Annotated in this window: 25 protein-coding genes; 12 read left to right on the top strand and 13 right to left on the bottom strand. The window is 65.4% G+C overall.

Annotated elements, in window-relative coordinates:
• Positions 1–82 precede the first annotated feature (82 nt).
• From QCE63_RS14890 to QCE63_RS14870, 5 genes are all read left to right on the top strand, one after another.
• Positions 83–940: an oxidoreductase gene (locus QCE63_RS14890; RefSeq protein WP_309834030.1), complete on the top strand. Its 858-nt coding sequence runs from the start codon at positions 83–85 to the stop codon at positions 938–940.
• A gap of 122 nt (positions 941–1,062) precedes the next feature.
• Positions 1,063–1,308, top strand: a complete 246-nt coding sequence (locus QCE63_RS14885; RefSeq protein WP_309834027.1) for a hypothetical protein — start codon at positions 1,063–1,065, stop codon at positions 1,306–1,308.
• Between the two features lie 84 nt (positions 1,309–1,392).
• Positions 1,393–2,019: a ProQ/FinO family protein gene (locus QCE63_RS14880; RefSeq protein ID WP_309834025.1), complete on the top strand. Its 627-nt coding sequence runs from the start codon at positions 1,393–1,395 to the stop codon at positions 2,017–2,019.
• Between the two features lie 125 nt (positions 2,020–2,144).
• A complete protein-coding gene (locus tag QCE63_RS14875; protein WP_309834022.1) occupies positions 2,145–2,717 on the top strand; it encodes a TetR family transcriptional regulator in 573 nt (190 codons plus the stop codon).
• A 74-nt stretch (positions 2,718–2,791) separates the two neighbouring features.
• Complete coding sequence (locus QCE63_RS14870; protein ID WP_309834020.1) at positions 2,792–3,670, top strand: NAD(P)H-binding protein; 879 nt, start codon at positions 2,792–2,794, stop codon at positions 3,668–3,670.
• A gap of 19 nt (positions 3,671–3,689) precedes the next feature.
• Here QCE63_RS14870 and QCE63_RS14865 read toward each other — a convergent pair whose 3' ends face one another.
• The 3 genes from QCE63_RS14865 to QCE63_RS14855 form a co-directional block, all read right to left on the bottom strand.
• On the bottom strand, positions 3,690–4,463 hold the full coding sequence (locus QCE63_RS14865; RefSeq protein WP_309834018.1) for an SDR family oxidoreductase: 774 nt from the start codon (positions 4,461–4,463) through the stop codon (positions 3,690–3,692).
• A gap of 14 nt (positions 4,464–4,477) precedes the next feature.
• Positions 4,478–5,248, bottom strand: a complete 771-nt coding sequence (gene cobF, locus QCE63_RS14860; protein ID WP_309834016.1) for a precorrin-6A synthase (deacetylating) — start codon at positions 5,246–5,248, stop codon at positions 4,478–4,480.
• A 71-nt stretch (positions 5,249–5,319) separates the two neighbouring features.
• On the bottom strand, positions 5,320–9,387 hold the full coding sequence (locus QCE63_RS14855) for a bifunctional nitrate reductase/sulfite reductase flavoprotein subunit alpha (RefSeq protein ID WP_309834014.1): 4,068 nt from the start codon (positions 9,385–9,387) through the stop codon (positions 5,320–5,322).
• Between the two features lie 356 nt (positions 9,388–9,743).
• Between QCE63_RS14855 and QCE63_RS14850 the strand changes: the two genes are divergently transcribed.
• Entirely contained in the window at positions 9,744–11,027 is a 1,284-nt protein-coding gene (locus tag QCE63_RS14850) for a cystathionine gamma-synthase family protein (protein WP_309834012.1), read from the top strand.
• Positions 11,028–11,041: 14 nt separating this feature from the next.
• Here QCE63_RS14850 and QCE63_RS14845 read toward each other — a convergent pair whose 3' ends face one another.
• Complete coding sequence (locus QCE63_RS14845) at positions 11,042–12,160, bottom strand: GGDEF domain-containing protein (protein ID WP_309834011.1); 1,119 nt, start codon at positions 12,158–12,160, stop codon at positions 11,042–11,044.
• Between the two features lie 227 nt (positions 12,161–12,387).
• On the opposite strand from QCE63_RS14845, the gene QCE63_RS14840 reads away from it, so the two are divergent.
• Positions 12,388–12,972, top strand: a complete 585-nt coding sequence (locus tag QCE63_RS14840) for a glutathione binding-like protein (RefSeq protein WP_309834010.1) — start codon at positions 12,388–12,390, stop codon at positions 12,970–12,972.
• Positions 12,973–13,053: 81 nt separating this feature from the next.
• Positions 13,054–13,374, top strand: a complete 321-nt coding sequence (locus tag QCE63_RS14835; protein WP_309834009.1) for a hypothetical protein — start codon at positions 13,054–13,056, stop codon at positions 13,372–13,374.
• A 12-nt stretch (positions 13,375–13,386) separates the two neighbouring features.
• Here the strand turns inward: QCE63_RS14835 and QCE63_RS14830 are convergent, their stop codons facing one another.
• From QCE63_RS14830 to QCE63_RS14810, 5 genes are all read right to left on the bottom strand, one after another.
• A complete protein-coding gene (locus QCE63_RS14830) occupies positions 13,387–13,767 on the bottom strand; it encodes a DUF3022 domain-containing protein (protein WP_309834008.1) in 381 nt (126 codons plus the stop codon).
• A gap of 87 nt (positions 13,768–13,854) precedes the next feature.
• Entirely contained in the window at positions 13,855–15,099 is a 1,245-nt protein-coding gene (locus tag QCE63_RS14825) for an MFS transporter (RefSeq protein ID WP_309834007.1), read from the bottom strand.
• Complete coding sequence (locus tag QCE63_RS14820; RefSeq protein ID WP_309834006.1) at positions 15,096–15,497, bottom strand: 2OG-Fe dioxygenase family protein; 402 nt, start codon at positions 15,495–15,497, stop codon at positions 15,096–15,098. The genes QCE63_RS14825 and QCE63_RS14820 overlap by 4 nt, the downstream gene beginning before the upstream one ends.
• Positions 15,475–16,029 carry a hypothetical protein gene (locus tag QCE63_RS14815; protein ID WP_309834005.1) on the bottom strand — a complete coding sequence of 185 codons (555 nt, stop codon included), beginning with the start codon at positions 16,027–16,029 and terminating at the stop codon, positions 15,475–15,477. Before QCE63_RS14815 ends, QCE63_RS14820 begins: the two co-directional genes overlap by 23 nt.
• A 13-nt stretch (positions 16,030–16,042) precedes the next feature.
• Positions 16,043–17,227, bottom strand: coding sequence for a radical SAM protein (locus tag QCE63_RS14810; RefSeq protein ID WP_309834004.1), 1,185 nt, complete (start codon positions 17,225–17,227; stop codon positions 16,043–16,045).
• A 339-nt stretch (positions 17,228–17,566) separates the two neighbouring features.
• On the opposite strand from QCE63_RS14810, the gene QCE63_RS14805 reads away from it, so the two are divergent.
• From QCE63_RS14805 to QCE63_RS14795, 3 genes are read left to right on the top strand one after another with little or no spacing between them, the layout of a single operon-like run.
• Positions 17,567–17,743: a hypothetical protein gene (locus QCE63_RS14805; protein ID WP_309834003.1), complete on the top strand. Its 177-nt coding sequence runs from the start codon at positions 17,567–17,569 to the stop codon at positions 17,741–17,743.
• Between the two features lie 20 nt (positions 17,744–17,763).
• Positions 17,764–18,042 carry a hypothetical protein gene (locus tag QCE63_RS14800; RefSeq protein ID WP_309834002.1) on the top strand — a complete coding sequence of 93 codons (279 nt, stop codon included), beginning with the start codon at positions 17,764–17,766 and terminating at the stop codon, positions 18,040–18,042.
• A gap of 36 nt (positions 18,043–18,078) precedes the next feature.
• Positions 18,079–18,285: a hypothetical protein gene (locus QCE63_RS14795; RefSeq protein ID WP_309834001.1), complete on the top strand. Its 207-nt coding sequence runs from the start codon at positions 18,079–18,081 to the stop codon at positions 18,283–18,285.
• Between the two features lie 7 nt (positions 18,286–18,292).
• On the opposite strand, the gene QCE63_RS14790 is transcribed toward QCE63_RS14795, so the two are convergent.
• The 3 genes from QCE63_RS14790 to QCE63_RS14780 all read right to left on the bottom strand — a co-directional run bounded on the left by QCE63_RS14790 (position 18,293) and on the right by QCE63_RS14780 (position 21,728).
• Positions 18,293–18,442, bottom strand: a complete 150-nt coding sequence (locus tag QCE63_RS14790; protein WP_309834000.1) for a hypothetical protein — start codon at positions 18,440–18,442, stop codon at positions 18,293–18,295.
• A 62-nt stretch (positions 18,443–18,504) separates the two neighbouring features.
• Positions 18,505–19,761 (bottom strand): MFS transporter, encoded by a 1,257-nt coding sequence (locus QCE63_RS14785; RefSeq protein WP_309835460.1) that lies wholly within the window; start codon positions 19,759–19,761, stop codon positions 18,505–18,507.
• 20 nt (positions 19,762–19,781) lie between these two features.
• Complete coding sequence (locus tag QCE63_RS14780; RefSeq protein WP_309833999.1) at positions 19,782–21,728, bottom strand: KUP/HAK/KT family potassium transporter; 1,947 nt, start codon at positions 21,726–21,728, stop codon at positions 19,782–19,784.
• 237 nt (positions 21,729–21,965) lie between these two features.
• Between QCE63_RS14780 and QCE63_RS14775 the strand changes: the two genes are divergently transcribed.
• Positions 21,966–22,409 (top strand): RcnB family protein, encoded by a 444-nt coding sequence (locus tag QCE63_RS14775; RefSeq protein WP_309833998.1) that lies wholly within the window; start codon positions 21,966–21,968, stop codon positions 22,407–22,409.
• Positions 22,410–22,484: 75 nt separating this feature from the next.
• Here the strand turns inward: QCE63_RS14775 and QCE63_RS14770 are convergent, their stop codons facing one another.
• Positions 22,485–22,688 (bottom strand): CsbD family protein, encoded by a 204-nt coding sequence (locus tag QCE63_RS14770; protein WP_309833996.1) that lies wholly within the window; start codon positions 22,686–22,688, stop codon positions 22,485–22,487.
• Positions 22,689–22,786 lie beyond the last annotated feature (98 nt).

Genomic DNA, 22,786 nt, shown 5'->3' with positions numbered 1-22,786 from the left:
TCTAACGTTGCCCCACTAGTTTGAGCGAATTCATCGGCCTAAGCTTCGTTACACCCTCACCACCGACACAACGGAGCACATCATGAGCAACGTCAACACCTCGCAATACAAGCGCGTCTGGTTCATCACCGGCGCCTCGCGCGGACTGGGCGCGCTGATCGCGCAAGCCGCGCTCGACGCCGGTCACGCCGTGGTCGCCACCGGCCGCAACGCCGCGGCCATCGCCGAACGTCTCGGCGAATCTCCCGCGCTGCTGCCGGTCGCGCTGGACGTCACCGACGAAGGCCACGCAAAGGCCGCCGTCGACGCGGCCATCGACAAGTTCGGCCGCATCGACGTGCTGGTCAACAACGCCGGCTTCGGCTTGCTCGCGGCCATCGAGGAATCCAGCGATGCCGACGTGCGCCGCATGTTCGACACCAACGTCTTCGGGCTGCTCAATGTGACGCGCGCCGTGCTGCCCGTCATGCGCCGTCAGCGCGCGGGGCACGTGATGAACATGTCTTCGGTCGGCGGCTACCGTTCGGCGGCGGGCTTCGGCGTGTATTGCTCGACGAAGTTCGCCGTCGAGGGCATCACCGAGGCGCTGCACGCCGAATTGCAGCCGCTCGGCGTCCATGCGACCGTCGTCGAGCCGGGCTATTTCCGGACGGACTTCCTGGATGCGTCATCGCTGACGGTCGGCCAGGAGGTCATCGGCGATTACGACGCGACCTCGGGACAAATCCGCCGTCTGGCCGTCGAGATGAATCACAACCAGCCCGGCGATCCGCACAAGCTCGCCGCTGCGCTCGTCACGCTCGCCGATGCGCCCAACCCGCCGCTGCGCCTCGCGCTCGGCACGGACACGCTGAAGGTGATCGCGGAGAAGAACGCGTATGTCACCGCCGAGACCGCGGCGTGGCAGACGCTGTCGAGCTCCACCGACTTCGCCGTTTGAGCCCTTTGTGTCATCCCCAAGTCGGCGCGCCCCTGCTTTAGTCCACCTACGAAAGTAGGGTATGCGCTCCCAAACACTCCATGCACCATAGGGACTTATTAAAAACCCATAGAAAAAGCGGCATGAACCGCAAAAAACAGAGACTGACCGACGCCCGCCGCCTTGCCCTCACAGACGCTGATCTGGCGCATCTGCGGCTGGCGATCGAGTCGTCCGCGCGGGACGATCACCCCGCGCTGCCGCCTGCGTACTGGCGGCAGCGCCTGAAGAAGCTTCGCAGCGCCGGGGAGTTGCTTCCGAAGCAGTTGCAACAGGTCGAGGAATTGCTGGAGCGGCTCGGCGCCGACGATCCCGCTTCCGAACCTTAGAACGATTCCGGCGCGCGGCCCGGTCCGGGAAAGCGTCGTTCGGGGCTGATAAAATCGGCGTACGTTTTCCACAGGTAGGAAGTAATGGGCTTCGAACAACTCGCAGGACTGAAAAAACAACTCGCGCAGCAGGCCAGGCAAGCCGAGCAGGACAAGGACAAAGCCAAGGCCGCCAAGGCGAAGAAGCCGCCTCGCGCGCGACGGGCGCCTGCGCCCACGCCTTCGCCTCAGCCGGCTGCGCCCGCGAAGCCCGTTGATCCGGTCGTGCATACCATCGGCAAGCTGCAAAAGCGCTTCCCGCTCGCCTTCCCGAAGAATCCCGCGCCGAAGAAGCCGCTCAAGGTCGGCATCTTCGAAGATCTGATGAAACACGCCGAAGAGTTACAGCTGAGCGAACGCGAGCTGCGTGCTGCCATCAAGGTGTGGTGCCGGGGTAACCGCTACTGGACGAGCCTCTCGGAAGGCGCGCCGCGCGTCGATCTGACCGGCGCCGCAGCAGGCGAAGTGACTTCGGCGGACGCAGCGCGCGCCGTGTACCTGGAGAACAATCGCCAGGCGCGCAGCGCAGCGGCTCCGAAAGCAGCGGAAGCGCCGAAGGCAGCGGAAACACCGGAAGCAGCGGAAACGCCGAAGGCAGCGGAAACGCCGAAAGCAGCGGAAACACCGGAAGCAGCGGAAGCCCCGGAAGCCGACGCCAAGCCCAGCGCCTGATCCAGCGGCGCAGCGGCTGCGCTTGCCGCCTGCGCCGCCGCACAATTCATTCTTGCCTCTGCCGCATTGACTTCGTTTTAGATGATCCCTATCATCTAAAACATGCAGTCACGGAGCGGCACGCCATGCGTAAATCTAACGCCGAAACAGCCGAAACGCGTCAGCGCATCGTCGATGTCGCCGCACGCGCGTTCAGGTCGAAGGGCATTCAGGCCACGGGTGTCGCCGACATCATGTCGGCCGCCGGCTTGTCGCACGGCGGGTTCTACCGGCATTTCGACTCCAAGGACCAGCTCGTTGCCGAGGCTTGTGAAGCCGGCATCGGCGACGTCATCGGCACGCTGGATGCAGCCGCCGGCGCACTCACAGGCAAGGAAGCGTTCCAGGCAATCGTCGCGGCCTATGTGTCGGAGCAGCACCGCGACGCGCCCGAGCACGGCTGTCCGCTCGCCGGCATGGGCAGCGAACTGGCGCACGCGGACGACGACACCCGCGCCGCCGCCGCGCACGGCTTCGGCCAGCTCGTCGATGTGATGGCGCAACACATTCGCCGCCGGCATCGCGGGGCGGCGCGATCCGAAGCCGTGTTCGCCCTCTCGGCGATGATCGGCGCCGTCACCATGGCGCGCATCATCGGCGACCCGGAGGCCTCCGCGGCCGTCCTGCACGACGTACAACGACATCTCGACGCGCTGTAACCCTTGGGCCCGTCCGTCGGGCCTTTCATTACGCCTCAAAAGTGCATATACACTTCAACCCCGGAGAACGCATCATGCAACGACGCACTTATCTCATCACCGGCGCCACGGGCAAGACCGGCGTCCATACCATCCGTCAACTTCTGGATCAGGGTCACGCGGTGCGTGCCTTCGTGCATCGGCAGGACGAGCGCAGTGAAGCGTTGCGCGAAGCCGGCGCGGAGATTGTGGAAGGCGATCTGCTCGAACACGACGACGTGATCCGCGCGATGCAGGGCGTCGATGGCGCTTACCTGTGCTATCCGGTGCGCCCCGGTTATATCCAGGCCGCCGCCTATTTCGCCGATGCAGCGCGGCGCGCGAATGTCGGCGTGGTCGTGGAGATGTCGCAGATTTCAGCGCGCGAGGATTCGCAGAGCCACGCGGCGCGCGATCACTGGATCGCGGAACGGGTGCTGGACTGGTCGGGCGTGCCTGTGGTGCACATTCGTCCGACCTTCTTCTCCGAATGGCTGGTGTTCCCGTGGGTGCGCGACCAGATCGTGCGCGACGGCGTCATCACCCTGCCCTACGGCCAAGGCCGTCACGCGCCGATTGCCGCCGAAGATCAGGCGCGCCTGATTGCGGCCGTGCTCGCGCAGCCTGAAGGGCATATCGGCAAGACGTACACCTTGTGCGGGCCGGTGGAGATGAGTCAGCAGCAGATCGCCGATGAAATCGGCGCGACGCTCGGCCGCACGGTCACCTATCAACCTTCGTCGCTCGACGACTATCGGAAGCATCTTGAGCACTACGAGCTGCCCGAATTCCTGATCCAGCATTTCGTCGCGATTGCCGTCGATTATCAGAACGGCATCTTTGCGGGCGCGGACGGCGTGATCGGCGAGATCACCGGGCGCGCGCCGCAGACCGTGCGCGAATTCGTCGAGGTGAATCGCGCGGCGTTCGACTAACGCCAGGGCGTACGCGGCCCTACAGCGTCGCCGTCACGCCGCCGTCCACGTAGAGCACGTGGCCGTTCACGAAGCGCGACGCGTCGCTGGCGAGAAACACGGCCGCGCCGACGAGATCCTCGACCTCGCCCCAGCGGCGCGATGGCGTACGGCCGATCAGCCACGCGCTGAACGCTTCGTCGTTGACGAGCGCGTCGGTCAGTTCGGTTTTGATATAGCCCGGCCCGAGCCCGTTGACCTGGATGCCGTGCGGACCCCAGTCGATCGCCATGCCTTTGGTGAGCATCTTCACCGCGCCCTTCGTGGCGGTGTAGGCCGCGATGTTCGGCCGCCCGAGTTCGCTCTGCACCGAGCAGACATTGATGATCTTGCCCGCGCCGCGTCCGATCATGAAGCGCGCCACCGCCTGCCCGACGAGGAACACGCTGTCGACGTTGGTCTGCATCAGCGTGCGCCATTGCTCGTGCGAGAACGTTTCCAGCGGCGCGCGGCGCTGCATGCCGGCGTTGTTGACGAGAATGTCGATCGGACCGCTTTCAGCCTCGATGCGCGCGACCGCTTCAGTCACCTGCTCCGGCGAGGTCGCGTCGAACCGCGCAGCCTGCGCCGCGATGCCTTCCGCGCGGAGTTGACCGAGCGCGTCGTCGAGGCGCGCCGGATCGCGGCCATTGAGCACGACCTGCGCGCCCGCGCCGCCGAGACCGCGCGCCAGCGCGAAGCCGATGCCGGTGCTGGAGCCGGTGATCAACGCGCGGCGTCCGGTGAGATCGAACAGATTGAGAATGCGGTTCAAGTAGGGCCTCCGTGTCAGTCGCGCGACGGCGTGCGGCGCTTCAGCAGATAAGTGTCCATGATCCAGCCGTGCTGCGCGCGGGCTTCGGCGCGCACTTGCTCGATCTCGTCCATCACGTCGCGCAGCGGGCCGGAGATGAGGATCTCGTCGTCGGTGCCGACATACGCGCCCCAGAAAATGTCGAGATCCTCGTGCGCGAGTTGCCGGAACGCGTTCTGCGCATCGAGCATCACCACGGCGCTGTCGGCGCGCTCGGGAAAGCCTTCGGCGATGCCCCGGCCATTGGTGATCTCGACCGCGCGGCCAATCGCGTTGAGCGCCACGCGATGCTTCGCCGCCAGCGCCTGCACGCTGCTGATGCCGGGAATCACCTCATACTCGAACGCCAGCCGCCCGCTCGCAACGATGGCCTCGACGATGCGCATCGTGCTGTCATAGAGCGAGGGATCGCCCCAAACGAGAAACGCGCCGCATTCGCCGTCGCGCAATTCCTCGCCGATCAGCCGCTCGAACACGGCCTGCTTGTCGCGGTTCAGGATATCGACGGCATCGGTATAGCTGGCGGTATCGCGCCGTCGCTCGGGATTGGTCGCCTCGACGATCCGGTATGCGCGCTCCTTCACATAGCGCTCGATGATCTCGCGGCGCAGCGCGATGAGCTTCGCTTTCGCTTCGCCCTTGTCCATCACGAAGAACACGTCTGCCTGGTTGAGCGCGTTGATGGCCTGAACCGTGACGTACTCCGGGTCGCCCGCCCCGATGCCGATGATGAGGATTCGCTTCACTCCATGCTCCGACTTTCCGAACCGTGAGCACGGAGTGTAACGGCATTCAACGCGATGTCCTGCCGTTCAGGTCAGTACACGTCGCGCAGGTAGCGCTTGTCGCGCGCGAGCGTGGAGACATACTCCGCCGCCCGCTCGTCGGTGAGTCCGCCGTGCCGCGCGACGATCTCGCGCAACGCGGCATCGACGTCCTTCGCCATGCGGCTCGCATCGCCGCAGACGTAGAAGTTCGCGCCGTCCTGCAGCCACGACCAGAGCTCGGCGCCCTGCTCGCGCATGCGGTCCTGCACGTAGACCTTGTCGTGCTGGTCGCGCGAGAACGCCGTGTCGAAACGGTTCAGCAGGCCCGACCGGCTCATGCCTTCGAGTTCCTCGCGATAGTAGAAGTCGGTGGCCGCATGCTGCTCGCCGAAGAACAGCCAGTTGCGTCCCGTATCGCCACGCGCGCGACGCTCGTGCAGGAAGCCGCGAAACGGCGCAACGCCGGTGCCGGGACCGACCATGATCATCGGCGTATCGCCCTGGCGCGGCGGACGGAAATGCGCGCTCTTCTGCACGAACAGCGGCACGTCGGCGTCGTGGGCGCGGTCGGCGAGGAAGGTCGATGACACACCCTTGCGCTTGCGGCGGCCATTGTCGTAGCGCACCGCCGAGACGGTCAGATGCACCTCGCCCGCATGCGCCTTCGGGCTCGACGAAATCGAGTACAGGCGCGGCTGCATGCGCTTGAGCACGCCGAGCAGTTCATCCGCCGACAGCGACGCGGGATGCTCGTGCAGCACATCGGCGAGTTGCTGGCCCCACAGCCAGGACTTGAGTTCATTCTTGCGCTCGTCGCCGAGCAGTTGCTTCAGCGCGGGGCCGGGCGTGCGCGCCGCGATCAGCTTCAGCGCCTCCGGACTCGGGCGGGCGATCTCGTAGTGCGTGGCCAGCGCATCGGCGAGCCGCATTTCTCCCGCGCCTGTGACGTGCACGGGCGCATCGGCGTGGAGCTTCGTCAGGCCGAGCACTTCGCCAACGAGATCAGGACAGTTGGTCGGCCATACGCCCAGCGCGTCGCCGGCTTCGTAGTCGAGGCTGGAGCCTGCCGTCGAGAACGCAAAGGAGCGCGTGTCCTTGGCCGCGCCCGCACGGTTCAGCCGCACGTTGCGCAGCAGCCGCGACGGCGCCGGACGCGCCTTGCTCGCGACGCCTGGGCTCAGCACGTCGGGAATCGCGCCCTGCGCGGGCACCGCGTGCAGCGCCGCGTCGTCGTCCTTGATGCGGGCGATGATCCGCGCGAGCCAGCCATCGGCGGCGGTCTGGAAGTCCGTGTCGCAGTCGGTCCGCGCCAGCAGGCGCTCGCCGCCCAACTCGGCCAGGCGAGCATCGAGATGGCGGCCGTGGCCGCAGAACGCGTCGTAGCTCGTGTCGCCGAAGGCCAGCACCGCGTAACGCAGCGACTCGAGGCGCGGCGCATCGGCGGCCTTGAGCGCGGACCAGAAGTCCTGGCCATTGTCGGGCGCGTCGCCATCGCCGAACGTGCTGGTCATCAGCAGCACATAGTGCGACTTCGCAAGGCTCGCGACGGCGCAGTCGGACATGCACGCGGTGCGGATCTCGAAGCCGGATTCCATCAATTGCGTGGCGTAGGACTCGACCAGCGATTCGACATTACCTGTCTGCGACGCCCACAGCAACGCAACCTTGGGCCGCGTATGCGCGATCTGCAATTCAGGCTCGATGGCGTCGGTGTGGGTTACCAGGGGCGGCGCTTCGCCACGGCTGAACAATCCGGCGAGCAGTCCATCGACCCAGACGCGCGTCGCGGCGCTGAACGGCGCGTTGGCGGGCAGCACGGGCACGCCGCGCGCTTCACTTCCGCCTGAACGCAGTCCGCTGACGAAGCCCGCCAGATACAGCCGGTCGATGTCGCTCAGCGCGGGTGCTGCGACCTCACCGATACCGAGGAGCGTGGAAAGGGCGTCGAGGCGGGACATGGGGGTTTCCTGCTGCGAGGGTTGGGAATTGAAATCAACTTCTGCTTCGACGCGGCTCAGCGCCACGGCGCAGAACTTCAGTTCCGGTTGCTGCGAAAGCGGATCGACGGCGTCGCTCGTGACCGCGTTGATGCACAGGTCATCGCCGAACATGTCGTTCCAGTGCATCGGCGCGAAGCAGTTGCCGGGACGCACGCGCTCGCTCACGACGGCCGGCAGCACCGCACGGCCGCGCCGCGAGCGGATCTCGACGCGATCCTTCTGCGTCACGCCGAGCGCCGCCGCATCGTCCGGATGCAGTTCGACGAACGGCGCCGGATTCAGCTTGTTCAGCATCGCGACCTTGCCGGTCTTGGTCATCGTGTGCCATTGATGTTGCAGGCGGCCCGTATTGAGCACGACGGGATAGTCCGCGTCCGGCAGTTCCTTCGGATCGACATGCGGACGCGCGAAGAACACGCCTTTGCCGTGCGGCGTCGCGAATCGGAGGCCTGATGCATCGGCGGCGAGATAACGGATGGGATTGCGCTCGCGCCCGCTGTCCGGCGCGCAGGGCCATTGCAGCGGCGTCTCGCGCAGCCGCGCGTGGCTGGCGCCGCGCAGGTCATAACCGGTCTGCGGATTGGCGAAGCGCGTGATTTCGTCGAAGACTTCGGCGGCGCTCGCATAGCTGAAGGCGTCGGCGAAGCCCATCGCGCACGCGACGCGCGCGATGATCTGCCAGTCCGGCAGCGCGTCGCCCGGCGGCTCGACGGCCTTCTGCGTGAGCGTCATGTTGCGCTCGGAGTTGATCATCACGCCTTCCGCCTCGGCCCACAGCGCGCCGGGCAGGAGCACGTCGGCGTAACGGTTGGTCTCGGTGTCGAGAAAAGCGTCCTGCGTGATGACGAGCTCCGCCGCCTGCAAGCCTTCCACGACCGTCGCGCGGTTCGCGACGCTCGCCACCGGATTCGTGCAGATGATCCAGCACGCCTTGATGTCGCCGGTCTTCATGCGCGCGAACATGTCGATGGTGCCGCCGCCCACCTCGGTGCGCAGCGTGCCCGGCGGCACCTTCCACACGCCTTCGACGAACGCTCGGTCCGCCTCCGCCAGCACGGAACGCTGGCCGGGCAAGCCGGGGCCCATGTAGCCCATCTCGCGGCCGCCCATCGCGTTGGGTTGTCCGGTCAGCGAAAACGGGCCGCTGCCCGGACGGCAGATCTTGCCCGTCGCGAGATGCAGGTTGCAGATGGCGTTCGTGTTCCAGGTGCCGTGCGTGCTCTGGTTGAGGCCCATGGTCCAGCAGCTCATCCACTCGGGCGCCTCGCCGATCCACTGCGCCGCCTGCCGCAGATCGCTTTCCGGGATGCCGGTCAGCGCGGCAACCTTCTCCGGCGTGTAATCGGCGAGAAACGCGGGCATGTCGTCCCAGCCCTGCGTGTGTGCGGCGATGAACGCGGCGTCCGTGTGACCGTTCGCGTGCAGCAGATGCAACAGGCCGTTCAGCAGCGCGAGATCAGTGCCGGGGCGGATCTGCATGAAGAGATCGGCCTTATCGGCGGTGGCGTTGCGGCGCGGATCGACGACGATCAGTTTCGCGCCCGCCTTCACGCGATCCATCATGCGCAGGAACAGGATCGGATGACAGTCGGCCATGTTCGCGCCGGTCACGAAGAACAGGTTGGCGCGGTCGAAATCCTCGTAGGAGCCGGGCGGCCCGTCCGCGCCCAGCGACAGCTTGTAGCCGCTGCCCGCGCTCGCCATGCACAGCCGCGAATTCGACTCGATGTTGTTCGTGCCGATGAAGCCCTTCGCCAGCTTGTTGACGAGGTACTGCGCCTCGATCGACATCTGGCCGGAGACGTAGAACGACAGCGCATCGGGACCGTGCGCGTCGAGAATCGCGCGCAGGCGGCGGGCGGTGTCGTCGAGTGCGCGTTCGAGCGGCATGGGCACGGGATCGGCATGGCGCGCGTGCCGCACGAAGGCCTTCTCCAGCCGGCCCGACTTGCGCAGCGCCACGTGTGCCGACGAACCCTTGGTGCAGAGCCGCCCGTAGTTGCTCGGATGATCCTTGTTGCCGGAAATCTTGATGACCTGCTCGTTCTCGACGTGCAGCGTCATCCCGCAACCCACGCCGCAGTACGGACACACCGTATCGACCGTTCTTGCCGTCATCGCCATCGTTCGGGTCTTCAAAAACAAAAAGGCGTCCTCCGGAAGCTGTCGGAGACAGAATCCGTGGACGCCGTTGTCGGGGTCGCGCAGCGCGCGAGCGGTCAAGCCATCGAGCCCCGGCTCGCCATTGAACCGGAGGCTTCTTTCAAGGCAACTTCCGGGCCATACGCGTCTGAAGCGCTGAGAGCCTTGTGCGGCGGGCTTTGACGGAGTTTTCCCGCACCGGCGCATAGTGCGCCGTGCGAGGCGTGATGGTGCAACGCAGCACCATCGGCGTGCATCGACCCTGCACCGTGCCCTCCGATAGTTCCGGTTAGCATGAGCCAGAACACCCCTCTACCCAGCCGGAGCGAAGCATGGCCTACCGCACCTATCACAAGCGCACGATCGGCGACCGCGAACTGCATCCCGAGACCCAGATGATGTCGTATGGCTACGATCCGTTCTTGTCGGAGGGATCGGTCAAGCCGCCCGTGTTCCTGACCTCGACCTTCGCGTTCCGCACGGCCGAGGACGGCGCCGAGTTCTTCGACATGGTCGCGGGCCGCAAGCCGCTGCCCGAAGGCGAAAGCGCCGGGCTGGTCTACAGCCGCTTCAATCACCCGAACCTGGAGATCATCGAGGATCGTCTCGCGCTGTTCGACGGCTCCGAAGCCGCGCTGGCGACATCGAGCGGCATGGCGGCCATCGCGGCCGTCCTGCTGGCCTTCCTGCGTCCCGGCGACTGCGTGGTGCAGTCCGTGCCGCTGTATGGCGGCACGGAAACGCTGATGTCCAAGTTCCTGCCTGAATGGGGTGTGCATTCGCATCCGATCGCGGACGGCCTCTCGCCCGAATCGCTGCGCGCGGCGCTGGACGCCGCCGCGCAAACCGGCAAGGTCGCGATGTGCTACGTCGAAACGCCGGCCAATCCCACCGACGCGCTGTTCGACCTCGACGCGCTGCGCCGCGAACTCGACGGCTTCGCGGAACGTCACGGCTACCGTCCGCTTTCGGTGTGCGACAACACGCTGCTCGGGCCGCTTTACCAGAAGCCGGCGCAACACGGCATCGATCTGTGCGTGTATTCGCTGACCAAGTACATCGGCGGACACAGCGATCTGGTGGCGGGCGGCATCACCGGTCCGGCGGGGCTCATCAAGACCTTGCGCGCGATTCGCGGCACGCTCGGCTCGCAGCTCGACCCGCATTCGTGCTGGATGATCGCGCGCTCGATGGAAACGCTCGTGCTGCGCATGGAACGCGCCGCGCGCAGCGGCACGGCAGTCGCGCGCTGGCTCGCGGACAATCCGTTCCGGCCGGTGAAGGTGCTGCATCCGGAACTGATCGAAGACGCCGCGTATCAGGCCGTGTACCGGCGCCAGTGCAGCGGCCCCGGCTCGACCTTCGCGTTCGTGCTCGACGGCGGCCGCGAGCAGGCGTTCCGGCTCATCAACGGGCTGTCGCTGTTCAGGTCGGCGGTGAGTCTCGGCGGCACGGAATCGCTGGTCTGCCATCCGGCGTCCACCACGCATTCAGGCGTGCCGGCGGACGTGCGCGCGGCGGCGGGCGTGTCGGAAGGATTGATCCGGCTGTCGGTCGGGCTCGAACATCCGGACGATCTGATCGCGGACTTGTCGAGCGCGTTGCAGCATTGCTGAACGCAATCAAAGCGTCAGGCGGTCAGCTTGTTGCGCCCCGTCAGCTTGGCGCGATACAACGCGCCATCGGCACGATGCAGCGCCGCCTGATGACCGGTCTCGCCGGCCATGATCTGCGACACGCCGATGCTCGTCGTCCATTCCGGCATGCCTTCGGTGTACTTGCGGCACGCCTCGTGGATCTGGCTCGCGCAAGCCTGCGCATCCGGCGCGCGCGAGGCCGGCAGGATGGCGACGAACTCGTCGCCGCCCAGCCGCCCGAATGCGCCGCCCAGCGACGCCACCTCGGCGCCCGCCAGCCGCGCGAGTTCGATGAGCACGGTATCGCCGGCGAGATGGCCGTGACGGTCGTTGATCTGCTTGAAGTGATCGAGGTCGATGGCGAGCACCGTCGCGCCCGCCGACGCCAGCCGCCCCGCCTGCCGGTCGAAACCCGCGCGGTTCCAGGCGCCCGTCAGCGGATCGCGCAGCGCAGCGTCGCGCAACCGCTGCTGCGCGCGTTCGGCGGGAATCGCGAGCAGTCCGAGATTGAGCACGCCCAGCAACAGCTGATCGGAGAGCATCGGGATCAGCGCGAGATAGTTGATGCGCGGGGTGATCAAAAGATTTGCCGCGAGCACGACCGCATACCCCGGCAAATAACCGAGGATGGCCAGCCCCGCGATGCGCCGCGCGCGGCTTTTCTCGCGCCGTCCGCTCGCGATCAGGATGCCGCCCGCCAAGGCCGCCGAGACGGCGATGGCGACCGTGTCGCCCGCCTGCGTCCATGCGCCCAGGCCGGGGCCGCGTGCGCCGACGAGCGCCGGCAGCACATGGACCACGACGCAGCCCGCGACCGGCGCGAGCATCCAGGGGCGGAACGGCGGCTTGCCGTCGAAGGCGCGCAGGCCCGAGACGATCAGCATGTTGGTCGCGGCGAGCGCGCCCATCAGCAGGCTGGTGACGAACAGCTGGCCGCGCGCCGCCTCGAAGCCGATCAGCACGGCCGCGTACAGGAACGCGCTCGCCGACCAGTGCGCAAAGTAAGGTTCGCGGCGGCCGCCAAAACGGAACAGGGCGAAGACGAGCCCGAACGCGATGCTGGTGAGCACGCTGCACAGGCGGAGTGTTTCGGTATCGGGTGTGTGGAACATGGGGAGGCCCGCTATGCGCGTGCGGGGAACGCGACCGTCGGCGACAGCGTGCCGCTTCGTCATGACGCCAACGCGTCGGGAATCGCGGCATACAGGCGCATCTGCGATTAACGGCCGATATCATACCTGCGCGCCCTTTCCGACCGCGAACATGGGCATGGGCGGCATGGGCCTTGCTCGCGCATCGGACGTTGCCGCATGCAGCGGTCACGACCCAGGGAGCCGCAATGAAACTCTATCTCACGCCCGGCGCGTGCAGTCTCGCCGATCACATCGCACTACACGAAGCGGGCATCGACTTCGACCGCGTGAAGGTCGATCTGAAGACCAAGAAGACGGAAGACGGCCAGGCCTTCGACGACATCAATCCCAAGAGCTACGTGCCGGTCCTCGAATTCGACGATGGCCGGCGCCTCACCGAGAACATCGCCATTCTCGCGTGGGTGGCGCAGCGTGCGCCGCAACTCGCGCCCTCGGGCGAGGACGGTCAACTGCGCCTGCTGGAAACGCTCGCGTTCATCTCCACCGAGATCCACAAGCAGTTCGGCCGCGTGTTCAAGGCGTCGTCGGATGCGGAGGCGGCGGCGGGGCGCGAGAAGATCGGCCAGCGCTTCGGACTGGTCGCGAAGATGATGAAGGGCGACTACCTGTTCGGCGATCAGGCGAGCGTCGCGGACGCCTATCTCTTCACCATGCTGACGTGGGCGAAGAAAGTGGGCATCGACGCGCCCGCGCCGTTGCAGGCGTTCTATGAGCGCATGCGCGAGCGGCCGGCTGTGAAGCTGGCATTCGAGCACGAAGGTCTCGAATAGGCGAACCGGAACGCGGCTTGCGCGTGGATGAGGACCGCGCCTCGCATAGTGGCGGGCGTCCCGATCCCATGGAGACTTGTCATGCACGCAAGCAGAACATTCGCGCTGTCCCTTTTGATGCTGGGCCTCGCCGGCACCGCCTGCGCCGCCGACCAGACGCAGCCCGGCGCGAGTCACGGACCGTCGAAGGGACAAAGCGCGGCGACCAGGCATTCGACCGCGCCTGCCGACGATGCCACAGGCGCGGGCCAGACGGGCGTAGGCGGAACGGCCAACGGCACGAACGCCGCCGGCAAAGGCACAACGACGGGCTCCGGCGGCATGCAGCCGCGTCTGAACGGCGGGAATGCAAACGGCTCGACCCGCCCGGCGACCGGCAACGCCGGCGCGCAAGGCATGTAGGCCGGCAGCGCTTCAGGTGGCGGTTGCGGGCGGGTCGAACCAGGCGTCGTCGGCGCGCAGTTCGAGGGAACACGCGCCGGGTTCCGGCTGCGCACTGCCGGAGCGCGCGAACGCCTGGCGCAAGCCCTCTGCCACCCGCCCCTGAAGGATCTTGCGCCGGCCAATGTCCACTGACGAATAGCGCTCCAACTGCGCCGTCGTGAAGCGGACCGATGCGCTGCAACGCGAATCGAGCGTCGTGTCACGACCGCTTTCGGTCACCCACGATACGTTGATGACCACCGAGTCTTCTTCGTCGAGCACGCTGACGGCAGGCGTCTTGCGCGATTCGAACGCGTCCGACATCGCAAGCTGGAGTTCTTCGACACGCTGATCGTAGTCTGTGATTCTCATCGCTTCCCCCTGAAGATGCGTGATTCATAGGCAGAAGAAATCAGCAAGCGCCGAGCCTGTAGCGCTTATGGCGCAGTGGCGGGATGGTCAGGGCAATCGGCTGCGACGCCTGTTCTGTTGCTTGACGCCCGCGAATGCCAGGCCGGCCAGCGCGATCGACCCGCCGTAGAACAGCGCGGCGGCAGCCTCCGTTCCAAGACTGGAGAACGCCAGCCCGACCGTCAGCATGCCCAGCCCGAGTCCGGTCCGTTCCACGACATAGGACGTGCCGATGACGTGGTCACGCGACGCCGCCGGCGCCGACTGAAGCAGCGAGTAGTAGACCGTTTCCGTGGCGGCGTCGAAGATGCCGGCCAGCCAGACGAATCCGAGCATGCCGGCCATGCCATGCCATTCGAAGACGCCGAGGAAGCAGGCGAAGGTCAGCATGAGCAAGCCGATGAAGTACGGTTCGAGCGACCGGTTACGCCCTTCGAGCCGTTCGAGCACGCGCGGCGTCACGGCCGCCGAAACGAGCCGTCCCGCGCCCCATGCCGCCATCAGCCAGCCGTAGAGAAACACGGGCTGGTGGATGTCGAACACCTGGGACTTGATCGGAAAGCCAACGTTATGCGTGCCCGACCCGAACGCCTCCACGAAGCGCGCGCCGATCACGAACATCACGAGCGTCGAAAGATGCCGCATTGCGACCGCTGGCTTGACGCCCTCGCTTCGCACCGGCGGCGCAGGAAGGCGCCGGCGCGGCATGCGGCCCACGAGCGTCACGAAGACGAGCGCGGACAGTGCGAAGGTGAGGGCATCGATCAGAAAGACGGTCTTGTAAGCCAGCGCCTGCGTGACGACGGACGCGATCAGACTGCCGCTCACGACAGCGATGCCATCGGTGGCGCTGAGAATCGCGTTGAAGCGATGCCGGCCCGCTTGCCCGACCATCTCCGGCACCTCCGACATGATGCAGACGCGGTAGATGCCCTGAAAGAAGCCGATGAGGAAGGGCACCATGTAGATCAGCACGGCATCCGCGCGCGGCGACGAGACCGCCAGCACGCCGATGGCCAGTCCGCTGCCCGCTTCCGCCGCGAAGATCATCGTGCGCCGCGAGAGTCCGCGCAGCCGCGGCATGGCGGCTCCGGCAGCGACGGAGCCGAGCAGACGCAAGGCCATCGCGAGGCCCAGCAGCGCGGCCGAATCCGTCACCGTCAACGCGTACGCGGCGAGCACGATGCTGATCATGGTGGAACTGACGTCGGAGACGGTCTTGAACGATAGCCAGACATACACCCGCGTCAAGCCGGACGGGACGCTTCGGGAGGAAATCGGTCCACTGCTCATGCGCGCCCCTCCGCACCACGGAAGGAAACCAGCAGCATGTCGCGGAACGCCCGTTCGTCCGGATTCGCCTGCCGGACAGCACTGGCGCTGTGGAAAAGCGCGGCGTCATCGACGATCACGGTGTCGAGGAAGCCGTCCAGTGCGTGCGCCCACAGCGGCGCGGCCGAGTCTTTCGAAGCGTGGACCTCCGAGACGACCGGCTGGATATTGCGGCTGCCGATGAAATGCATGCAGACCCAATCCAGCCCGTCCTGGTGGAGGCCCGATGTAGTGGGACTGACTGCGCCCCCTTCCGCGAACACCCGGAACTGATGGATCTCGATCGTGTAGTCGCGTTCGCGATCCAGTTGGCTCTCGAGGATGGCGATATCCGTGTCAAGAAGCCGAACCCGCGCCATAAGGCGGTTTCGCAATCAGCGGATAGCCCACCTCCGCGGCCGCCTCGCGCAGCGCGGCGGCATCGCTGCACAGAGCATGGCGGACCGAACGAACGCCGCGCTGCTGCAAGACCGAGCGCATCAGGAACTTGTTGTTGCAGGCCGCCACGGCCTCCGCCTCCGAATGCACCCGGCCGGTCAGCCGGCAGACTTCGGCCACGATCGCGCCGACTTCGCCGAGCATCGAGGCTTGCCCCGCATGGCAGAACATCGCCTTGACGTCGTAACGCGCGTCGAGCCGTTCGAGCAGCGCGAGCAGCGAATCCACCGTGAGCGTCCCGAGCAGCCACACCTCGTCGCGCTCGGGCTCCGCGCTGCCGGCCGACCCCGCCGGCCTTATCACGGCGGTGAGGCACGCGAGGCCCATCTCGCGGGCGGCGTCGAAGTGACGGTGCCCGTATGCATTCACCGAGGGCACCGGGCTTTCTATCTGCACGAACAGCACGGCGGCTTGCCGTGTGCCTTCATCCGGACGGGAAATCAACTTGCGCATGCTGTCTCTCCCTTTAATTGTCGATCCAGTCGCATGTTTCGCCCTGCCAGTTCACGAACCGGTAAATACGCTGGCCGTCTGCCTCGACGAACTGCGGAATGTCGTTCGCGCTATCGAACAAGGGCACCGTGAACTTGCCTTTGGCATGCGGCAGCACGTACTCGGGCATCGCGATGTTGGAGACACGCCGCTTCAGGCGCTTCATGATGCGGATGGCATCGCGGATGGAGGCCTTGTAGACCGACGCGCCGGGCGAGAACGGCATGAAGTGATACAGGTAATACGGTTTGACGCCGCAGCGATACAGCTCGATGAACAGGCGATGCAACGTCTCTTCGTTGTCGTTCACGCCGCGCAGGAACGGCATGTTGGAAAAGACGATGGGGACGGCCGACTGGATACGCTTCACCGCGTGCATGAACGCCGGGCTGAGTTCATCCGGATGGCAGACATGCACGCCGAAGGAATTGACCCGATGGCGTTTCAGTATGTCGATCAGTTCGTCCGTAATCCGGTAGGGATTGAACGTGAGCGAGCGGGAATGGATGCGGATCAGGATGTCACGGCTCATGCTGCGGAGCGCGGCGAGATGCTCGTCGAGCTTGGCATCCGACAGCATCAGCGGATCGCCGCCGCTCAGAATGACTTCCTCGACCCCCGGAGTGCGCTCCACGTATGCGACGCTGTCGCTGAAGGTGTCGCGGCTCGCCTTGCTTTTGTCGCTGTTGACTTCCAGCGTTCTCAACGCCTCGAAACAGAACTGGCAATACGCATTGCAAGTGTTGACCATGCGCAGAATGACGCGATTGTCGTATTTGTGCTGACAGATCGGCGTTTTCATCTCATGCGCCAACTCCCAGTTCTCCGACTCGCCGTCATATCCGCCTGTTGCCTCTGTTTCCCAGAACGGGACGACCTGACGCCATAACGGGTTATCGACGATGTTTGCGTTTTTCTTGCCTTCGAGAATCAGGCGGAGATAATACGGCGTAATCTGGAGTTTGCGGCCCCTGAGATTATGTTGAATACGCTGACTCAACTGTTCCGAAAAGCCGCCGCATGCCTTGCGCAATGAGGCTTCGTCGTGAATGGCGTTCCTTTGCTGCCAGCGCCAGTCCTGCCATTCTGCCAGCTCGACACCTCGAGATTCAGGCATCGCCAAGGATATTTCAATTGCATTGGGGGTGCAAACCGACATTGTATTTTTCGCTCTCGTTGATTTTCCGCATTGAACTTCCGATAAGAAGCCTCGTGCCGGCCGAGCACGGATCATTTTTCATATCCCGGCCTTGAATTGAACGATCAAACGCCACGGATCAACCAGGCGCTCAATTTCTCTCTCACCAGCTGCTAAAAATTCTAAATACGAGTTTCACTTACAGCAATGCCAGTGAAGCAAATTGACATTCGTGGAGTAATCGAAAGCCTGGATTAAAATCAATTACGTTGCTTTCATATGGATTAACAGACCGCACTGCACGGCGCGGGTCTGGGAATTGCTCGAATGCTCTCATTGCCGCCAACTCAGGAGGGCGCCATGCAGAACTCATCCAGACCCGAACATGTGAACGCGGAAGAGATGGACGAACCTACGGGCGCGCCCACGCAGCAACGCGATCTCGATGCACGCGAAAAACGTGGCCATGAGGATTCGGAAAACACGTTGCCATCGTCGCAGGAAAAGAATCGCGTCCCGCCCGATTCAACGCGCTGAACCGTGTACGAACCTGAACAATGATCGCGTGGCAAGCCTTGCTCGCCGCCGCGCTGATGGGCGCCGTCGTGTGCTATGCGCACTACGAAATCCCGCACTTCACCCACGGCGCCGGCAAACGCCGGATCGCGCATCTGGTGCTGATCGTCGTGGGAATCGCGTTCGGCGCCATGGGCGCGTCCACGCTGGATTTGCCGGTGCCGCGCTGGCTGGTCTTCGTGCTGGGCTTCGGCATCGTGCATGTGCCCGCCGCCGCCCTACTCGGGATCAAACGGCGGGGCGGCGCAGGGATGTCCTGACAGCACACTCAACCGCACTGATCGAGGGAACGCATCATGTCCACCGAAAGCTATATGCGCAACGGCCACACCGTGAACATCGACATCGATCGTGATCCGACCGGGCAATGCACCTGGTCCTACACCATCGACGCCGACGGTTACACCGAGATGCGTAACCGTCCCGTTGAAACCGCCGAAGCCGCGCTGCATGCGGCCCGGGAGCACGCCAACGCGAAAGCGGACATGCTGCCGGCGGCGTAGCGAGGCGTTAGTCCAGACGCTCCGGCGGTTGGCTGTTCGGCGGACCGCCGATCGGCTGCGGCGTATCGGGTGCGTGATCCGGCGGCGGCACCGGATCGGGGTCGCTGTCGGGCGTCGGAAGGTGCATCAGTCGCGCGCTTTGGTTCAGGGTGTTCATTCGGTCCATCCTCACCTAGATGACCTATCCAGTCCGGCGATAAGCGCATTCGTCATGCCGCCTCACGGCAGTAGGGTCGACGAGTCGATGTCGTTCAGCTTGACCAATTCATCGCGCCGCGTGTCGCAGGCGTCGCGCACGTCCCGGGCGAAGCCTATCCATATCGCGAACGCCGCCAGCGAGAAACTGCCGAGCACGAGAAACGCCACCGGATAGCCGTACTGATGCGCGAGCCAGCCGCCGAGCAGCGGACTCAGGCACGCGCCGCCCGCCTGCACCCCTTGCACCGCGCCCTGCCCGAGATTCACGCGTCCCGTGCCATGCAACAGATGCACGATCAGCGACGGCACGGCGACGCTTTGCAGACCCGCGCCGATTCCATCGAAGACCTGTACCGGCAAGAGGCCCCACAACGGGGGCGTCCACGCCGCCGTCAGCGCGCGCAACGGCAGCGTCGCGAGCGTGACAAACAAGATCCACCAGAAGCCCCAGCGGCGCGTCAGGCGGCTTGCATACGCGGCCGCCACAAGCATCACTACCTGCGAGATCACGATGTTCGCTGCCGTCACCTGACTCGGGTCCGCCACGTGCGCCGAGGCCGCCGCGAGACTGTAGAGCGGCAGCATCGCCGAATTGCCGAGATTGAAGAACGCGAGCGCGACGGCCAGCACCAGCAGCGGCCGATTGCGCCACAGCACGGAAAAGCCTTTCGCGCGAATGTCGGAGGCGTCGTCGTCATCGTGGCGGGCGAGGCCGCGCGCGAAATGCGGGTGCACCGAGCGCCCCGGAATCCAGAACGCGGTGACGATGCACGCCACGCCAAAACCCGCGCTCATCCCGAAGATCCACGGCATGCCCAGCGTCGCGCCGAGCCAGCCCGAGAGCAGCGCCGCCGCGATGTTGCCCGCATGATTCGCGACCTGATTGCGGCCGAACTGGCGATCGAAGTTCTGCCGTCCCACCATGCCGAGCGTGAGCCCTACCAGCGCCGGGCCCATGGCCGCTCCACTGATTGCCGTTGCGATCTGCGAGAGCGTGACGGGCCAGAAGCCCTGCCACATCCAGATGATGAGCGCCGCGACGATGCTGAGACCGCTCGCGAACGCGACGATCATGCGCCGGTACGTGCTGGCATCGACGAGCGCGCCCGCCGGCGCCGTGACCAGCATGCCGACAATGCCGCCAATCGTCAGCACCGAACCGATCCGGTCAGGCGTCCAGCCGTGCGCCTGAAGAAAGATGCCGAGAAACGGTCCGACGCCCGCTTGCACGTCCGCCGCGAAGAAGCTCAGCGCGAGCAGCGGAACCGTCGGTTTCACCTCATGCACGGGCAGTCTCGTCACAGCGCAACCTGCACGCCAAGCTCGACGACATCCTCGCTCTTGAGGCCGTAGTACTCCGCGCTCGATGCGGAATGCGCCGACATCGCGCCGAACAGCCGCTCACGCCAGCGCGCCATCTGACCGTGCGAGCAACCGGGCACGGCTTCGTCGCGGGGCAGGAAGTACGTGGTGTGCTTCGGATCGAAGCGCCAGTCGCCGAGTTGTCCTTCGAGCGAGGCGAGCAGGCGCGGCAGATTGGGCCGTTCGGTGAAACCGTGCCGCGAGATGATTTCGTAACAACCCGTGCCGAGATCGCGCACTTCGATGCGCGTCTTTTCATCGATACGCGGCGCGGATTCCGAGCGGTTCGCGAACACGATCACCGTCCGGTGCAACACACGGTTGTGGCGCAGGTTGCTCGCCAACGCGGCGGGCGTCGAGCCGGGCATGCTGCCCGGATAGACCGCCGTGCCGGGCACACGCGCGGGCGGTTCGGGGTCGCGGCATGCGTGGTGCAGGAAGTCCGCGAGGGGTTGGGCGTGTGAAGCATGCAGCACTTCGAGCGCGCGCCCGCGATGCCAGGTGGCCATCGCGACGAACAGCACGACGCCCACCGCCACCGGAAACCAGCCGCCGTCCGGGAGCTTATGGACGTTCGCCGCGACAAGCAGCGCATCGATTGCGAGCAACGGCGCGCTGATCGTAACGATGGCCATCCACGGCCAGCGCCACAGCTTGCGCGAGAGGCTCACCATCTGCATGGAGGTGACGAACATCGTGAGACCGACCGCGATGCCGTAAGCCGACGTAAGCCGCGCCGAACTGCGGAACCCCAGCACGAGAAACAGCACGGCGGCGAACAGCACCGCGTTGACGGCGGGCACGTAGACCTGCCCATGTTGCGACGATGAGGTTTCCACCACGCGCAAACGCGGCAGGAAGCCGAGTTCGATGGCCTGGCTCGTCATCGAGAAGGCGCCGGAGATGACGGCCTGCGAAGCGATCACCGTGGCGAGCATCGCGATCAACACGGTCGGAATGAGCGCCCACGAGGGCGCGGCGAAGAAGAACGGCTGACTGGCCGCGCCGGGCTGATACAGGATCGCGGCGGCCTGCCCGAAGTAGCCGACGATGATCGCCGGAAACACGACGAACAGCCACGCGCGCCGGATCGCGCGCTTGCCGAAGTGGCCGATGTCTGCATACAGCGCCTCGGCGCCCGTCAACGCGAGGATCACCGCGCCGAGCAAGGTGAACGCAAGCAGCGGACGCATGTGCACGAGGTTCCACGCAAACGTCGGCGACAGCGCGCGCAGCACGTCGGGATGCTGCGCGATGCGATACACGCCGACCGCCGCAAGATAGACGAACCACACCGACATCACCGGTGCAAACCATTTCCCCACAGCGGCAGTGCCGCGATGCTGGAACGCGAACAGCGCGACCAGAATGAGCAGGGCGAGCGGCACGACGAACGGCTCGAAGGTTTCACTGACCTGACGCAAGCCTTCCACGGCGGACAGGACCGACACGGCGGGTGTGATCATCGAATCGCCGTAGAACATCGCGGCGCCGAACAGGCCGGCTGTCAACAACAGGCGCGGCACGTGGCGGCCCTCTCGCTCGTAGCCGGAGCGCACGAGCGCCGTCAACGCAACGATGCCGCCCTCGCCTTCATTGTCGGCGCGCATCACGTAACAGACATACTTGCCCATCACGACGATCACGACGGCCCATACGATCATCGAGAGGATGCCCAGCACCACGCGCGAGTCCGGCGTGCCCGCTTCGCTCACGGCCTGCCGCAATGCGTAGATCGGGCTCGTGCCGATATCGCCGAACACTACGCCGAGCGCGCCGGGCACGAGGACCTTCAACGACCGAGGCGACGAGTCACGGTCAGGGCGCGTGGCGGCCTGCTCTCCGGCGTGATGCCTGCGGGCATCGTTCGATGTCGATGTCATGCGGCGTGTGCGCTCCCCTTGTGCGTGCCGATCGCCTAGCAAGGCGTGTTCCCCGCATGCCGGCTTGATGACGCCGCGTAATCAAAGGTAAGCGTTGCTTACACAAACTCACGTCATTGTAGTGAGTCTTTGCGTAAAGTCGCGGGCATCGATTCGCAAGGCGCGGAATGTGCTGGACAGGCGAAACAAACCGCCTTGAGCGAATCGGCAGTTTGCAAACACGGAGAGGAAAACCACATGAAAAAAGCTCGAATCGTTGCCGCGCTCGTATGCGCGAGCCTCGGACTCACGACCGGCGCGGCCTTCGCGCAACCCGCGCCCGGCGGTCCGGATCAACATCACGACATGCATGGCGGCCCGGGTGGTCCCGGTGCTCCCGGTGGCCCCGGTGCGCATCAGGCCCGCGGTCCGCAAGGCGGCCAGGATCATGGTCCCGGCATGAACGGTCATCAGCCCGGCGGTCCCGCCGAGCACGCCAATCAGCCGCCGCCGCATTCGGAATGGCGCAAGGGCCAGCGTCTTTCGTCAGAGTATCGCGACCATGAGTACGTGGTCGACAACTGGCACGAACATGGGCTGCGTCAGCCGCCGCGCGGGTATCAGTGGGTGGGCGTCGGCGCGGACTATCTGCTGGTCGCGGTTGCATCGGGCGTGATCGCCCAGGTCATGCTCTCGCAGTAAGCCTTCTTGCATGTGTCCGCGCGGTGTGCGGACACATGCCGACCTTCTTTAACTTCGTTGTCTGCACGCGGCAGGTCATTGATTGGTCGGTTCGCCCGGATCTTCGACGCCCTTCTCGATGTTCTTCTTCTGATCGCCGCAATCCTTGCGATTCGCGCCGCTCGTGATCTCCACATCGCCCTTCACCTTGCGGTCCTCGTTGCCCGTGATCGTGCCGACGGCGGTATCGACCCAGCCCTTGACCTGTTCCTTGATGCCCTCCCGCTGATCCTTGTTCATGCTGTCCTCACGCAAACGTTGATCGTTCCTCATCGCAGCGATGGCCATGCCCCGCAGCGACGCCCGCACATTAAAAAGCCCGCCACCATGGGCGGGCA

Origin of the sequence: Caballeronia sp. LZ065, assembly GCF_031450975.1 — a bacterium.
GTDB lineage: Bacteria > Pseudomonadota > Gammaproteobacteria > Burkholderiales > Burkholderiaceae > Caballeronia.
Note: the sequence above shows the minus strand (reverse complement) of the source record. Positions and strands in the feature narration are given on the sequence as shown.